The sequence below is a fragment of the Cupriavidus sp. CER-90 genome, from assembly GCF_057652055.1.
Window position 1 is genome coordinate 1,635,458 of record NZ_JBYGYM010000002.1, and the last position, 14,912, is coordinate 1,650,369.

At 66.2% G+C, this 14,912-nt stretch carries 14 protein-coding genes; 11 read left to right on the plus strand and 3 right to left on the minus strand.

The features are described from left to right. Window positions 1–55 precede the first annotated feature (55 nt). From rplQ to dsbD, 3 genes are all read left to right on the plus strand, one after another. Window positions 56–451, plus strand: coding sequence for a 50S ribosomal protein L17 (gene rplQ / locus AC24R4_RS18135; protein WP_008642987.1), 396 nt, complete (start codon window positions 56–58; stop codon window positions 449–451). A 100-nt stretch (window positions 452–551) separates the two neighbouring features. Further along, on the plus strand, window positions 552–932 hold the full coding sequence (cutA, locus tag AC24R4_RS18140) for a divalent-cation tolerance protein CutA (RefSeq protein ID WP_487523442.1): 381 nt from the start codon (window positions 552–554) through the stop codon (window positions 930–932). A 29-nt stretch (window positions 933–961) separates the two neighbouring features. Next, on the plus strand, window positions 962–2,956 hold the full coding sequence (dsbD, locus tag AC24R4_RS18145; protein WP_487523443.1) for a protein-disulfide reductase DsbD: 1,995 nt from the start codon (window positions 962–964) through the stop codon (window positions 2,954–2,956). A gap of 33 nt (window positions 2,957–2,989) precedes the next feature. Here the strand turns inward: dsbD and AC24R4_RS18150 are convergent, their stop codons facing one another. The 3 genes from AC24R4_RS18150 to yihA all read right to left on the minus strand — a co-directional run bounded on the left by AC24R4_RS18150 (window position 2,990) and on the right by yihA (window position 6,256). Then, window positions 2,990–4,270 (minus strand): magnesium transporter CorA family protein, encoded by a 1,281-nt coding sequence (locus AC24R4_RS18150; protein WP_487523444.1) that lies wholly within the window; start codon window positions 4,268–4,270, stop codon window positions 2,990–2,992. A 17-nt stretch (window positions 4,271–4,287) separates the two neighbouring features. Further along, window positions 4,288–5,286, minus strand: coding sequence for a porphobilinogen synthase (hemB, locus tag AC24R4_RS18155; RefSeq protein WP_400394733.1), 999 nt, complete (start codon window positions 5,284–5,286; stop codon window positions 4,288–4,290). A gap of 286 nt (window positions 5,287–5,572) precedes the next feature. After that, entirely contained in the window at window positions 5,573–6,256 is a 684-nt protein-coding gene (gene yihA, locus AC24R4_RS18160; RefSeq protein ID WP_400394735.1) for a ribosome biogenesis GTP-binding protein YihA/YsxC, read from the minus strand. Window positions 6,257–6,584: 328 nt separating this feature from the next. Here yihA and AC24R4_RS18165 point away from each other — a divergent pair, with 328 nt between their 5' ends. The 8 genes from AC24R4_RS18165 (at window position 6,585) to msrQ (ending at window position 14,861) form a co-directional block, all read left to right on the plus strand. Continuing rightward, window positions 6,585–7,244 carry a c-type cytochrome gene (locus AC24R4_RS18165; protein ID WP_153949088.1) on the plus strand — a complete coding sequence of 220 codons (660 nt, stop codon included), beginning with the start codon at window positions 6,585–6,587 and terminating at the stop codon, window positions 7,242–7,244. Between the two features lie 196 nt (window positions 7,245–7,440). After that, window positions 7,441–9,693 (plus strand): cytochrome c biogenesis protein ResB, encoded by a 2,253-nt coding sequence (locus tag AC24R4_RS18170; RefSeq protein WP_487523445.1) that lies wholly within the window; start codon window positions 7,441–7,443, stop codon window positions 9,691–9,693. Between the two features lie 106 nt (window positions 9,694–9,799). Next, on the plus strand, window positions 9,800–11,023 hold the full coding sequence (gene ccsB / locus AC24R4_RS18175) for a c-type cytochrome biogenesis protein CcsB (protein ID WP_400397360.1): 1,224 nt from the start codon (window positions 9,800–9,802) through the stop codon (window positions 11,021–11,023). Window positions 11,024–11,218: 195 nt separating this feature from the next. After that, window positions 11,219–11,644 (plus strand): COG4315 family predicted lipoprotein, encoded by a 426-nt coding sequence (locus tag AC24R4_RS18180; RefSeq protein ID WP_400396963.1) that lies wholly within the window; start codon window positions 11,219–11,221, stop codon window positions 11,642–11,644. Window positions 11,645–11,678: 34 nt separating this feature from the next. Next, a complete protein-coding gene (locus AC24R4_RS18185) occupies window positions 11,679–12,212 on the plus strand; it encodes an RNA polymerase sigma factor (protein WP_400396966.1) in 534 nt (177 codons plus the stop codon). Next, window positions 12,212–13,042 (plus strand): anti-sigma factor family protein, encoded by an 831-nt coding sequence (locus AC24R4_RS18190; RefSeq protein WP_487523966.1) that lies wholly within the window; start codon window positions 12,212–12,214, stop codon window positions 13,040–13,042. Before AC24R4_RS18185 ends, AC24R4_RS18190 begins: the two co-directional genes overlap by 1 nt. A gap of 107 nt (window positions 13,043–13,149) precedes the next feature. Further along, window positions 13,150–14,160: a protein-methionine-sulfoxide reductase catalytic subunit MsrP gene (gene msrP, locus AC24R4_RS18195; RefSeq protein WP_487523446.1), complete on the plus strand. Its 1,011-nt coding sequence runs from the start codon at window positions 13,150–13,152 to the stop codon at window positions 14,158–14,160. Further along, a complete protein-coding gene (gene msrQ / locus AC24R4_RS18200; RefSeq protein WP_400392500.1) occupies window positions 14,160–14,861 on the plus strand; it encodes a protein-methionine-sulfoxide reductase heme-binding subunit MsrQ in 702 nt (233 codons plus the stop codon). Before msrP ends, msrQ begins: the two co-directional genes overlap by 1 nt. Window positions 14,862–14,912 lie beyond the last annotated feature (51 nt).

The following is a 14,912-nucleotide window of genomic DNA, read 5'->3' on the forward strand; positions in this document are numbered from 1 at the left end:
CAGCGGCCAAGGCGATAGAAGAGCTGGTCAAACACTGTCATCGAAAGGAATCATCATGCGTCACCGTCATGGTCTGCGGAAACTGAACCGCACCTCGTCGCACCGTCTCGCGATGCTGCGCAACATGTCCAACTCGCTGTTCCAGCACGAGCTGATCAAGACCACCCTGCCCAAGGCCAAGGAACTGCGCAAGGTTGTCGAGCCGCTCATCACGCTGGCCAAGAAGGACACCGTTGCCAACCGCCGTCTGGCTTTCGCCCGTCTGCGCGACCGCGACATGGTCACCAAGCTGTTCACCGAACTGGGCCCGCGTTACGCCACCCGTCCGGGCGGCTACACCCGTATCCTGAAGTTCGGCTTCCGTCAGGGCGACAACGCGCCGATGGCGCTGGTCGAGCTGGTGGACCGTCCGGAAATCACCGAAGCCCCGGCTGAAGAAGCTGCGGAATAAGTGATGACCGAACCCGTCCCCGCTGACGGGTTATCGGACACGGCACTACAATCGAGCCAGGCTTTTGCCTGGCTCTTTTGTTTTGTGCCCCGATCCACGCATGACAAGTTCAGACTCCTCCCATAGCGCGACGCGCCCGGACCCGGCAGAATCGGTCTGGATGGCGATGACCAACCTGCCTGACGAGGCGTCGGCGGCGCGGGTGGCTCGGGCCGTCCTGGAAGCCCGGGTCGCGGCCTGCGTGAACCGGCTGGCACCGTGCCAGTCCGAGTACTGGTGGCAAGGCAAGCTCGAGCAGGCGCAGGAATGGCCGCTGCTGATCAAGACCACGCAGGGCCAGTACGCGGCGCTGGAAGCCGTGATCCGCGCCGAGCACCCCTACGACGTGCCAGAACTGATTGCGTGGCCGCTGGTGGCGGGGCTGCCCGCCTATCTGGGCTGGGTCCGGGCGGAAGCCAGCGGGGCCGCAAGCCAGCCTTGAAGTCAGAACAACAAGTATCGGAACAACTCATGGGAACGACGGGGATCAGCGGGAACGGAACGTGGCTTGACGGTGCCACGCCAGCCATCGGACAACGGCCCGGTGCGGCGTGCGGCGGACGTCTGTCGGTGCGTTCGGGGTTGCGACAAATCGTCGCAATCGCGCTGATCTTCCTCGTGTGTCTGGTGACCTGGGGCAGCGCCCGTGCGGCGTCGGAAGACGACTTCCTGCCGCCAGAACAGGCGTTCAAGTTTGCCGCCAGGCAGGTCGATCCCCAGACCATTGAAGTCCGGTTCGATGTGGCCGACGGCTACTACCTGTACCGCGAGCGATTTGCCTTTGCCGCACAGCCGGCCGGCGTGAAGCTGGGTACTCCGGCCATGCCGCAGGGCAAGGTGCATTTCGACGAGACCTTTGGCAAGGACATGGAGACCTACCGCGGCGCCGTCGTCGTCAAGGTCCCTGTCGAACAGGCGCCGGCCGATGGCCGCTGGACGCTGGTGGTGACGTCGCAGGGCTGCGCCGACAAGGGCCTGTGCTACCCGCCGATGGAAAGCGTCTACAAGGTAGGCGGGTCGGCGCTGGGCAATCTTTTTGGCGATCGCGGCGCGCCCGCACGGTCGACGCCCGCCGCGCCGCAGGCGGACAGTCCAGCCAGCGAGCCGCCCAGGACGCCAGCCGTCCGGGGTCCGCAAATCGACGAGAACGACCGTATCGCCGGCGCGCTGGCCAGCCGCAACCTGCCGCTGATCGGCGCGCTGTTCTTCGGGCTCGGGCTGTTGCTGACCTTCACCCCTTGCGTGTTGCCGATGGTGCCCATCCTGTCGTCGATCGTGGTCGGCGAGCACGTGACGCGGGGCCGCGCTTTCGTCGTGTCGCTGGCCTATGTGCTGGGCATGGCCGTGGTCTATACCGCCGTGGGCGTGGCTGCGGGACTGGCCGGCGAAGGCCTGTCCGCCGCGCTGCAGACGCCCTGGGTGCTGGGCCTGTTCGCGTTGCTGATGATCGGGCTGGCGCTGTCGATGTTCGGCCTCTACGAACTCCAGCTGCCGCAGCACTGGCAGACGCGGCTGACCCAGTCTTCCAACCGCAGGCAGGGTGGCCAGGTGGCGGGCGCCGTGGCGATGGGCGCGATTTCGGCGCTGATCGTCGGGCCATGCGTGACCGCCCCCCTGGCTGGCGCGCTGGCCTATATCGCTCAGACCGGCGATGCCCTGACCGGCGGCGCGGCGCTGCTGGCCATGGCGCTGGGCATGGGCGTGCCGTTGTTGCTGGTCGGCGTCGGCGCGGGCAACCTGCTGCCGCGCGCGGGCAAATGGATGGAGGCGACCAAGCGATTCTTCGGGTTCCTGCTGCTTGGGGTGGCGATCTGGATGGTGACCCCAGTGCTGCCGGCGTGGGTGGTGATGATCGCGTGGGCGGCCCTGCTGATCGTCGCGGCCGTGTATCTTGGCGCGTTCGACTCGCTCGGTCCTGACCCGCGCGGGTTGCTGCGCCTGGGCAAGGGCCTGGGCCTGGTTGCCGCGCTGGCGGGCGCCATCCAGATCGTCGGGGTGGCTTCCGGGGGACGCGATCCGCTCCAGCCGTTGTCCCATCTCGGCAGCTTCCCGGGGCCGTCGGCGGCAGGGGCCGCCGGCAAGGACGCAGCCGTCCGTTTCGAACGCGTGCGAAGCGTTGCCGAACTGGACGCGCGCGTGGCACAGGCCGCGGCAGCGGGCCGCCCGGTGCTGCTGGATTTCTATGCTGACTGGTGCGTCTCCTGCAAGGAGATGGAAAAGCTGACGTTCCCCGACGCCAAGGTCAGGGCGCGTCTGGCCAACGTCGTGCTGCTGCAGGCCGATGTGACGGCCAATAACGCCGACGACAAGGCGCTGCTCAAGCGATTCGGCCTGTTCGGCCCGCCGGGCATCATCCTGTTCGGATCGGACGGCCGCGAGCGCCCGGTTCGCGTGATCGGCTATCAGTCGGCGAACCGCTTCCTGGACAGCCTGGAGCGTGCGTTCGGCAAGGCGCCGCAGACCTGAGTCCGCACCCCGGGGCGCCGGATCGGGCGGCGGCTATCGGTCCAGCCAGCGTCCCAGCGCCCAGATGCCACCGATGGCGGCCACCACCCCGCCCATCAATCCGATCGACCACCAGAACCCGTTCGGCTCCTGCAGCCACGGCATGCGGGCGAAGTTCATGCCGAACACGCCCGTAATCAGCGTGAGCGGCATAAACAGGGCCGTGATGATCGTCAGCGCCCGCATGGTGCGGTTGGTGCGGTGCGCCACGGCCGAGAAGTGGATCTGCACGGCCGATTCGATCGAATCCTCCAACCGCCGCGCGTGCGCGAGAACCCGCATGATGTGCTCCATCAGGTCGGTCAGCCGCACGAGCAGCACTTCATCGCGGCTGGCCGCGCCGGGGTCGCCGTCGCCGGCGCTGTAGCGGTTGTCCAGCAGGCTGTCGCGGAATTCCTGCAACGCGTCGCGCTGTTCCTCGCTCAGGTTCTCAAGCCGGCGCAGCTGGATACGTGCGTCGAGCAGTCCTTCCCAGCTCGAGAAGCTCTGCCGGGCGCTCAACAGGGCGCGCTGCCAGCGGTCCAGCTGACGCGTCAGCGGCGTGCGCAGGTCCAGGTAGCGGTCCACCATGGCGTTCAGCAGCCGCAGCATCAGGTCTTCCGGGCGCGTGGGCGGGCGAACGCCATGCATCAGCGACGCCGCGCCGTTGGCCCGTGCCGGTGCGGATTGCGGCGCGCCGCAGGTATCCAGCAGCCGCTGCCGGACCTGATCGATGGTGCGAGACGGCGATGGCCGCACCGTGATCAGCACATTGTCGAATACGAAAAAGGCCACCGGCTGCGTGTCGATGCGCGCCAGCGCGGGCAGGAAGCCCGGCGCGTACTTGCGCGAGGCCTTGCGCGGGGCGGGCATCGGTGCCGCTTCCGGGCCGGTCTGCGGCGGCGTTGCGGTGCCGCTAGCCGGGGCTACCAGGGTGGCGGCCATCGTACCCGGCGCGGCCGTGTCACCGCCGGCCTGCGCGGCATCGGCCTCGGCAAACTGGCGGCTGGTCTCGAAGGTGAGCTTGCGGAAGATCACCATGTCATACGCATTGGTCGTGTCGAAGAACGACGGATGCGCAGGGTTGGTGGCATCAGCCAGATGCAGGTCGAGGATGGGCGCGCCGGTCAGGGCCACCAGGCGGTCGCGCCACGCGCCGGGCGCGGGCGACACCTCCTCGGTGGCAAAGTCGGCCCAGACAAAGCGCGCGGCGGCGTTGCCGGAAAGAAAGTCCCGTGCGGCGTCGAGCGTCGCGAGCGGGTGTACCTGGCTGGCCGAAAAGCCCAGGAGTTGCATGCGGCAGCGTTGGCCGGTCAGCCGGCGGCCTTCAGCAGGCGCGCGGCATCGCGGGCGAAGTACGTGAGGACGCCGTCGGCGCCGGCGCGGCGGAATGCCAGCAGCGATTCCATCATGACCTTGTCGTGGTCCAGCCAGCCGTTCTGGGCGGCGGCCTTCAGCATCGCGTATTCGCCACTGACCTGGTAGACGTAGGTCGGGTAGCGAAATTCGTCCTTCACGCGGCGCACGATGTCCAGGTACGGCATGCCCGGCTTCACCATCACCATGTCGGCGCCTTCCATGATGTCCTGGCCCACTTCGCGCAGCGCCTCGTCGGTGTTGGACGGGTCCATCTGGTAGGTCATCTTGTTGCCCTTGCCCAGATTGGCCGCCGAGCCGACTGCATCGCGGAACGGGCCGTAGAAGGCCGACGCGTACTTGGCCGAGTAGGCCATGATGCGCGTGTGGATGTGGTTGGCCTCTTCCAGCGCGGCGCGCACGGCGCCGATGCGGCCGTCCATCATGTCGGACGGCGCGACGATATCGACGCCGGCTTCGGCCTGCACCAGCGCCTGCCTGACCAGGATGTCGACGGTGATGTCGTTGATCACATAGCCGTTGTCGTCCAGCACGCCGTCCTGGCCGTGGCTGGTGTACGGGTCGAGCGCCACGTCGGTCAGCACCCCGAGTTCGGGGAAGCGGTCCTTCAGCGCGCGCACGGCGCGGGGCACCAGGCCTTCCGCGCGCGTGGCCTCGATGCCATCGGGCGTCTTGAGCGACGGATCGATGACCGGGAACAGGGCGATCACCGGGATGCCCAGCTTCACGCAGTCTTCGGCCACCGGCAGCAGCAGGTCCACCGACACGCGCTCCACGCCGGGCATCGACGCCACGGATTCGCGCCTGTTCTGGCCGTCCAGAATGAACACCGGATAAATCAGGTTATCGGGCGACAGGCGGTTCTCGCGCATCATGCGGCGCGAGAAGTCATCGCGACGCATGCGGCGGGGACGGTACTCGGGAAACGTGGACATGGCGGAATCGGGGGAGGAGAAAGTCGTGGACGGATGCGTGGCGCACGTCACCGCAGCGGGCTGCGGGCCATGAAGACATGCGTGCGCCAAAAGAAGAAAGAACTTTTGTGCGTGCCCGCTATCATACTCGCGGACACTCTGTGTTGCTTCGCGCAGCGCGGTGTCCCCCGCTACTCCTCCCTGAGCGGGTACCCGCCCTGAACCGGTGGGAAAGTTCGTCCCCGTTGCTTGCAACGGGGCTTTTTTTTGGTCGGTCCAGATGCGGATGCGTGGAATTCGGGCGTGCCTACGCCTGCGGGGCGCCAGCCGGCGCCTCGGGTGCCTCGGGCGGCTGGGCCTCGGGCAGCGCCAGCCATCCCGCCACCACGCGCTGGGCTTCCTCGATGCCGCGCCGCTTCAGGCTGGAGAACAGCTGGGCGGTCATGGCCGGCGGATTGTCCATCTGGGCCGCATAGTCGGCCAGCATCCGCTTCGTTTCGCGCAATGCCGTGGCGTTTTCGCTATTGGTCAACTTGTCGGCCTTGGTCAGCAGCACGTGGATCGGCTTGCCGGTGGGCAGAAACCACTCGACCATCTGGCAATCGAGATCCGTAAACGGGCGGCGCGCGTCCATCATCAGGATCAGGCCGGCCAGCTGGGTGCGGCTCTGGACGTAGTCCGACAGCAGGCCCTGCCAGTGGTACTTGGCGCTGCCGGAGACCTCGGCGTAGCCATAGCCCGGCAGGTCCACCAGGAATCCGAGCGGATCCGGCGCCTTGACCGGGGCCACGGTGAAGAAGTTGATATGCTGCGTGCGGCCCGGCGTGCGGGACGAGAATGCCAGCCGTTTCTGGCTGCACAGCGTGTTGATCGCCGTCGACTTGCCGGCGTTGGAACGCCCGGCGAACGCCACCTCGGGCACTGCCGTGGCCGGCAGGTCGCGCAGATGGTTGACGGTATTGAAGAAACGGGCCTGCTGTAGAAGGGACATGCGTGATTACTTGGAGCCGGCGGACAGGGCGCTGGCAAGGGGCCAGTGCAGACGTCGCCACAGACACTGACCTAAGTCAATCCGGAAAGCGATTTATTGTACAATAACCCGGTTTACGGTCTCCTGAGCGGGTGACGTGTGGCATCCTTGCCGGATGTCATCGGCGAACTCTGAAATTGGGTCGGGAATATTGTCCCCGATCAAGAATAGGACGTCGCGCATACGCGTTTCCAGCTCCTGCCCCATGGCGCTTCCTCACCGCCGGCAGGGGACAAAGGCGACCGGCATGCATTACGGTGTTCATAACAAAATCTGACAAGGTGTAAGGATGAACCGCATTGCGAAACTTTTGGGAGTCATGGCGCTGGCAGTTCCGCTGGGCGCAATGACAGGGCTGGTATCTGCCGCAGAGCAGGCCGCCGCCAAGGCGGATCCCGCCAAGGGCGAGACGCTTTACACGCAAGGTGTTCCCGATCGCAATGTCCCGGCATGCTTCTCCTGCCACGGCACCGCCGGCAACAGCACGGCTGCCGTCAATCCCAAGCTGGCTGGCCAGCAGGGCGATTACGTTCACAAGCAGCTCGCGGATTTCAAGGCCAAGTCGCGTGACAACCCCATCATGTCGCTGTACGCCCAGGCGCTGAGCGACCAGGACATGAAGGACATCGGCGCCTACCTGGCCAAGCAGCAGCTCAAGCCTGCCACGGCCAAGAACAAGGCGACGATCGAGGAAGGCCAGAAGATCTACCGCGGGGGGATCGCCGCCAAGGGCGTGCCGGCCTGTGCAGGCTGCCACGGCCCGACCGGCGCCGGCATTCCGGCCCAGTATCCGCGCATTGGAGGCCAGTATTCCGAGTACACCGAAGCGCAACTGGTGGCGTTCCGCCAGGGCACCCGAAAGAACAATTCGGTCATGAGCACGATTACCGCCAGGATGTCGGATGCCGAGATCAAGGCGGTGGCGGATTACGTCGCCGGCGTCCGTTAAGTCGTATCAGGCCTGTGTGTCCGGCGCATCCCTCGGGGGATGAACCGGACGCGTGGGCAACAATCGAAGAGGGTGGCCTGCTTGCCAAAGCATGTCCACCCTTTTTCATTTTGAGCGGCACCACATCGCGTCACATCGGCGCGCAACCCTGGCGCCAACATAATTGGCGCCACACGGCTTTCAGGCTTTACCGCACATGTCGACCCCATCCACTTCAGGGCTGCACCTGAAGACCCAACACCGCGTGCTGCGCGATGCCGTCGAGCTGCTGTCCTCGATGCGCTTCGCGATCACGCTGCTGACGGTGATTGCCATTGCCAGCATCATCGGCACCGTGCTCAAGCAGAACGAACCGTACCCGAACTACGTGAACCAGTTCGGGCCGTTCTGGGCGGACCTGTTCCACGCGCTGTCGCTGCAGAAGGTGTACAGCTCGTGGTGGTTCCTGCTGATCCTGGCATTCCTGGTGATCTCCACGTCGTTGTGTATCGCGCGCAACGCCCCGAAGATGATCGTCGACATGCGCTCGTGGAAGGATCATGTGCGCGAGCGCAGCCTGCGGGCGTTCCATCATCGCGGCGAATATGAGGTGCCGCGCGGCCGTGCGGAAGCGGCAGGCCGCCTGGGTGCGCTGCTGCGCAACCGCGGATACCGCGTCAAGCCGGTGGAGCATGACGGCGCAACGCTGCTGGCGGCCAAGGCGGGCGCTGCCAACAAGCTGGGCTACATCCTGGCGCACACGGCCATCGTCGTGATCTGCGTGGGTGGCCTGCTGGACGGCGACATGCTGATCCGTGCCCAGATGTGGTTCGGCGGCAAGACACCGATCGCCGGCAACGCCATCATCAGCGAGATTCCTGCCAGGCACCGGCTGTCGCCCGCCAATCCGGGATTCCGCGGCAATGCGTTCGTGCCGGAGGGGGCCACCGTCTCCACGGCCATCCTGAACATCGCCGATGGCGCGCTGGTGCAGGACCTGCCGTTCACGATCATGCTCAAGAAGTTCACGGTCGACTACTACTCCACCGGCATGCCCAAGCTGTTCGCGTCGGATGTGGTCGTGACCGATCGTGCCACGGGCAAGCGCACCGAGGCGACGATCAAGGTGAACGAACCGCTGATCGTCGATGGCGTGGCCATCTACCAGTCCAGCTTCGAGGACGGCGGCTCGAAACTGAAGTTCGTCGGCTACCCGATGACGGGCAGCAGCCATGGCACTTTCCCGATCGCGGGCACGGTGGGCGGCAATGTGGCGCTGACCGGCACCGGCACGGCTGCCGACCAGGACAGCCTGACCGTCGAATTCAGCGATTTCCGGCAAATCAACGTCGAGACCGTGACCGATGCGTCGGGCAAGGCCGATGTGCGCGGGGTGGCGCGCAAGTCGTCGCTGGGTGCGCTGGAGCAGCATCTGGGTGCGGCGGCCAGCCTGGACAAGGACAAGAACCTGCGCAATGTCGGCCCGTCGGTCCAGTACAAGCTGCGCGACCGCACCGGGCAGGCGCGCGAGTTCAACAACTACATGCTGCCGGTGCAGCTCGACGGCCAGACCGTGTTCCTGGCCGGCATGCGCGATTCGCCGAGCGAACCGTTCCGCTACCTGCGTATTCCCGCCGACGACCAGCGCAGCGTGGCCGACTGGATGCGCCTGCGCGCCGCGTTGCAAAGCAGTGCCATGCGCGGCGAGGCGGCGCGTCGCTTTGCGGCCGTGTCGATGCCCGGCGACGACAAGGCGACGCTGCGCAAGCAACTGGCCGAAAGCGCCCAGCGGGCCATGGACCTGTTTGCCGGCGCCACGCGCGCGTCGGCCGATGCGCCCCCCGGAGGCTTCACCGCGATCGCGGCCTTCCTCGAAAAATCGGTGCCGCAGAGCGAGCAGCAGAAGGCGGCCGACGTCCTGCTGAAGATTCTCAATGGATCGATGTGGGAACTGTGGCAACTGGCACGCGAGCAGGACAAGCTGCCCGTGATTGCCAACGACGCCCAGAGCGGCCAGTTCCTGCAGCAGGCGATCAACGCGCTGTCGGACAGTTTCTTCTACGCGGCGCCCGTATTTCTGCAGCTCGACGACTTCCAGGAGGTCAAGGCCAGCGTGTTCCAGATGACCCGTGCGCCGGGCAAGAACATCGTGTATCTTGGCTGCCTGCTGCTGGTGCTGGGCGTGTTCGCGATGTTCTATATCCGCGAACGCCGCGTCTGGATCTGGATCAAGGACAAGCCATCTGACGACGCCGGAAACTCCGCTGGCAGCCATGTGCTGATGGCCATGTCGACGCAGCGCCGCACGATGGATTTCGAGAAGGAATTCGTCACATTGCGCGACGATGTCGGCCGTGCCGTGGGCGCGGAAGTGACGCCGGTGCCAGCGGATGGCGCCTCGGCGATGCCGCCCCCGGCACCGCAATCCGATGCATCAGGGCCCGATGATAGGCAAAGGCCGTCGCTATAGTAGAAAGAGGGCTTTCCGGCGGCCGGAAGTACCAGAACCCCGGCCTGCCGCGCCACGTTGATACCGCAGACATTACAGGTGCATCGCACCGCAGAGCAGGAATGCCATGTCCTCCAATCTCAACCACGCCTCCTCGGGCCTGACGCCGCGACAAAATGCCGCAGCCGGCAATGTGTCGCACGACCCGCTGCAGCTCGAGGCCGATTTCCTCGAACCGTCCTTTCTGCGCCGCCTGACCTGGGTTGACTGGGCGTTTGCCGTGCTGCTGGTGTTGGGCGCCGGCTTTGCGCTGACGCGCTATGGCCACTGGATGAACGTGTACGACAAGGCCGTGCTGATTGCCGCCGTGCCCACGTTCGCGCTGCTTGGCTGGCACTGGAAGGCGGTGCGGCCGCTGATGGTCGGCATCGCGGTGCTGTCGCTGCTTGCCATCCAGATGTACCAGGGCAACCTGGCGCGCGCCGAGCAGGCGTTCTTCCTCAAGTACTTCCTGTCGAGCCAGTCGGCCATCCTGTGGATGAGCGCCCTGGTCTTCCTGTCGACGATGTTCTACTGGGTCGGCTTTGCCTCCCGCTCGGATACTGGGTCCAGCCTTGGCAGCAAGCTGTGCTGGGCGGCCGTGGTGCTGGGCTTTACGGGCCTGATGGTGCGCTGGTACGAGTCGTACCTGATCGGCGCCGATATTGGCCATATTCCTATCTCGAACCTCTACGAGGTCTTTGTCCTCTTCACGCTGATCACGTCGCTGTTCTACCTGTACTACGAGCGCCGCTACGCCACGCGGGCGTTGGGACCGTTCGTGATGCTTGTGGTGTCGGCGGCCGTGGGCTTCCTGCTGTGGTACACGGTCACCCGCAATGCGCAGGAGATCCAGCCGCTGGTGCCGGCACTGCAAAGCTGGTGGATGAAGATCCACGTCCCGGCCAACTTCATCGGCTATGGCACGTTCGCGCTGGCGGCGATGGTGTCGGTGGCGTACCTGCTCAAGCAGCGGGGCATCCTGGCGGAGCGCCTGCCGTCGCTGGAGCTGCTCGATGATGTGATGTACAAGGCCATCGCCGTGGGGTTTGCCTTCTTCACGATTGCCACGATCCTTGGCGCGCTGTGGGCGGCCGAGGCATGGGGCGGCTACTGGAGCTGGGACCCGAAGGAGACCTGGGCGCTGATCGTCTGGCTGAACTACGCGGCATGGCTGCACATGCGGCTGATGAAGGGGCTGCGCGGTACCGTGGCAGCCTGGTGGGCGCTGGTCGGCCTGCTGGTCACGACCTTTGCGTTCCTGGGCGTGAACATGTTCCTGTCCGGCCTGCATAGCTACGGCGAACTCTGATTCGCCTGCCGTCTCCGGATTCCAAAAGCCTGTCCTCGCGACAGGCTTTTTGTTTTTCAATGCGGCTTGAACTGCACGTGAAGCGGGAAGGCGCCACTTTTTTTCAGCCCAAACGGAATAAGGACGTCACATCCGGTGTTTACTGAAGGGACACGGCGCCGACGGTCGGCACCGCCCGGAGAAGGAGACCTGAAGATGAATACTCGTCACACTGCTGCATCCGTACTTCGCCCGCTCGTTATTGCCGCTGGCGCCGCAACGGTCCTGCTGGCCGGCTGTTCCAGCATGGGCATGGGTGGGGCCGGCGAAATGCCGCCGACCGTCAAGGTAACCAACGGCGTGCTGACCGATCCGCAGGGCCTGACGCTCTACACGTTCGATCGCGACCCGGCCAACGGCGGCAAGAGCGTCTGCAACGGCATGTGCGCCACCAACTGGCCGCCGCTGCTGGCTGAGCCGGGCAAGACGGCGTCGGGCAGCTACTCGGTCATCACGCGTGACGACGGTACGCGCCAGTACGCCTACAAGGGCATGCCGCTGTACCGCTTTGCCAAAGATGCCAAGCCGGGCGACCGCACTGGCGACAACCTCAACAACGTCTGGCACGTGGCGAAGCCCTGATTTTTCGGGCGCCTGAACGCAAGGCAACCCGCGCATGGATGGATTCGAGCGCCAACTGGTGGCGCTGGCGCCGCGGCTGCGGCGCCACGCGCGCGGCCTGACCGGCGACGCCACGCTGGCCGACGATCTGGTGCAGGACACGCTGGAGCGGGCCCTGCGCTACCGTTGGCGATTCCGCCTGCGTCCCGGATCGCTCTGGGGCGACGGTGCCGACGGCCTGTTGCCCTGGTTGCTGACGCTGATGCACCGGTTGCGCCTGAACGGGCTGCGCCGCGCGGATCTGGTCAGCGTGACCGACGAACCGCCGGACGTGGCGGCGCCCGGCGACGACCCCGGCCTGCGGCGCGACCTGATCAGGGCGCTGGCCGCCTTGTCGGAGGCCCAGCGGGCCGTTTTGCTGCTGGTCAGCCTGGAGCAGTTTTCGTATGCGGAAGCGGCCCAGGTGCTTGAAATCCCGGCCGGCACGGTGATGTCACGCCTGAGCCGTGCCCGTGAACAGATGCGCCGCCTGCTCGACGTCGACGCGAAGGACGTTGCGGCGCCGAATGTGCTGCAACGGGTGAAATGATGAGCCCCCAGACGCCGGTGAGCGAAGCCGATCTTCACGCCTATGCCGATGGCCAGTTGCACGGTCCGCGCCGCGCCGCCGTCGAGGCATTCCTGGCGGCCGATGCCGAGGCGGCGAGCAAGGTGGAAGCCTGGCGGCAGCAGGCCGCCGCGCTGCACGCCGGACTGGATGGCGTGCTGAACGAGGCCGTGCCGCTGGCTGCGCTGCCGCGCGCACTGCACGGCCAGGGCGGCCGCGCGACCACGGCGCGCCTGGCGTGGCCGCTGGCGCTGGCTGCCAGCGTGTGTGCGCTGGTACTGGGTGCCGCCGGCGGCTGGTACGCCCGCGATCATGTCGGGGCCGATGCCGTGGCCGCCGCGCCGATGGAGCGTTTTGCGCGCGAGGCGCTGGCCAGCTATGTGGTCTATGCGCCCGAAGTCAGGCACGTTGTCGAAGTGCCCGCCAGCGACGAGGCCCATCTGGTTGCCTGGCTGTCGAAACGGCTCGGTGCATCGTTGCAGGTGCCCGACCTCCACCCGCAGGGATTCCGGTTGATTGGCGGGCGGCTTGGCGCGTCGGAGGGCGGCCCGATGGCTATCCTGATGTACGAGGACGACGCTGGCACGCGCGTGTCGCTGCAACTGCGACGCATGGCGCAGGGCACGCCCGACACCGCATTCCGCCTCGAACGCCTGCCGCCGCGCACGCCGGCGCGAAATCCCGCCGGACACCCAACCATGGCGTTCTACTGGGCCGATCGCGATCTCGGCTTCGCCTTGGCGGGTCCGCTGGAGCGCGACCGGCTGCTGGCACTGGCCCAGGTGGTCTACCAGCAATACCAGCGGGGTTAGCCCGGGCATATGACCGTCCGCTTGGCCGGCCGATACCCGGGGCGGCGCCGCACCTTCCCGCCGCTTTTGATGTCCAATGCTGCAAGTCCCACCCAACGCTGCGAAACATGCTGATTCCTTCCCCCAAATGGTTGCGCGGTGACGATGTCGCCGCGTCGGAAATCACGCCCGAGCCGTTGTATCGGTCGCGCCGGCGCCTGCTGACGATGGGCGGTGCCGCTGCCGCAGCGGGCCTGGCTTCACCGTGGTTCTCGCGCCAGGCGTTCGCCCAGGAAGCGCCGGGCAAGCTGCCGAAGCTGCCCGCCACGCTCAACAACGCCTATGCCGTGACCGAAAAACGTACGCCGTACACGGACGTCACGACCTACAACAATTTCTACGAGTTCGGCACCGACAAATCCGACCCGGCCCGCAACGCCGGCACGCTGCGGCCGCGCCCGTGGCAGGTGGCCGTGGAAGGGCTGGTCAAGCACCCCAAGGTGTACGACCTGGACGAACTGCTGAAAATCGCGCCGATGGAAGAACGCGTCTACCGCCTGCGCTGCGTGGAAGGCTGGTCGATGGTGATTCCGTGGATCGGCTATCCGCTGGCCGAGCTGATCAAGCGCGTCGAGCCGCAGCCGGGGGCGAAGTTCGTGCAATTCATCACGCTGGCGGACAAGAAGCAGATGCCCGGCCTGAGCAGCGGCGTGCTCGACTGGCCGTATAGCGAGGGCCTGCGCATGGACGAGGCGATGCATCCGCTGGCGCTGCTGACGTTCGGCCTCTATGGCGAGGTGCTGCCGAACCAGAACGGCGCGCCAGTGCGGATGGTCCTGCCGTGGAAATACGGCTTCAAGAGCGCCAAGTCGATCGTGAAGATCCGCTTCGTCGACAAGCAGCCGCCCACCAGCTGGAACCTGGCCGCCGCCAACGAGTACGGCTTCTATTCGAACGTGAACCCCGACGTCGATCACCCGCGCTGGAGCCAGGCCACCGAACGCCGCATCGGCGAAGACAAGGGCGGCGGCGGGTTCTCCGCGCTATTCGCGCCCAAGCGCAAGACGCTGCCGTTCAACGGCTATGGCGCGCAGGTGGCATCGCTCTACCAGGGCATGGATTTGAGGAAGAACTTCTGATGGCCGAGCGCGATCCGCGCGCGGCGGCGCAGGCACGCACGCCCCGGGGCAGCCGGCCCGGGCCCGGCGGTCTGGCCATGCTCGCGCCTGCGCGCGTGAAGACGCTGAAGGGGCTGGTCTGGCTGTTGGCGCTGCTGCCGTTCCTGCGGCTGATGTATCTCGGGGCGACGTCGCAGTTCGGCGCCAATCCACTGGAATTCGTGACCCGGTCCACGGGGACGTGGACGCTCGTCATGCTCTGCGTGACGCTGGCCATCACGCCGCTGCGCCGGCTCACGGGCTGGCACTGGCTGCTGCGCCTGCGCCGGATGCTGGGCCTGTTCACGTTCTTCTACGCGGTGCAGCATTTCCTGCTCTGGCTCGCCGTGGACCGCGGGTTTGACGTGGCCTACATGATCAAGGACATCGGCAAACGGCCATTTATCACGATGGGGTTCGCGGCGTTCATGCTGATGATTCCGCTGGCCGCCACGTCGGCCAATGCCATGGTCCGCTGGCTCGGCGGCAAGCGTTGGCAGGCGCTGCATCGGTCGATCTACGCCATCGCCGTGCTGGCCATCCTGCACTACTGGTGGCACAAGGCCGGCAAGCACGATTTTGGAGAAGTTTCGATCTACGCGGCCGTGGTCTTCGTGCTGCTGGCCATGCGGATCTGGTGGTGGTTGCGCAAGCCGCGCGCCGCCGCCGTGGCCACGCAATAGAAAAAAAGGGCGACACCAACGATGTCGCCCTTTCCTTATTTTTCGGCTTGC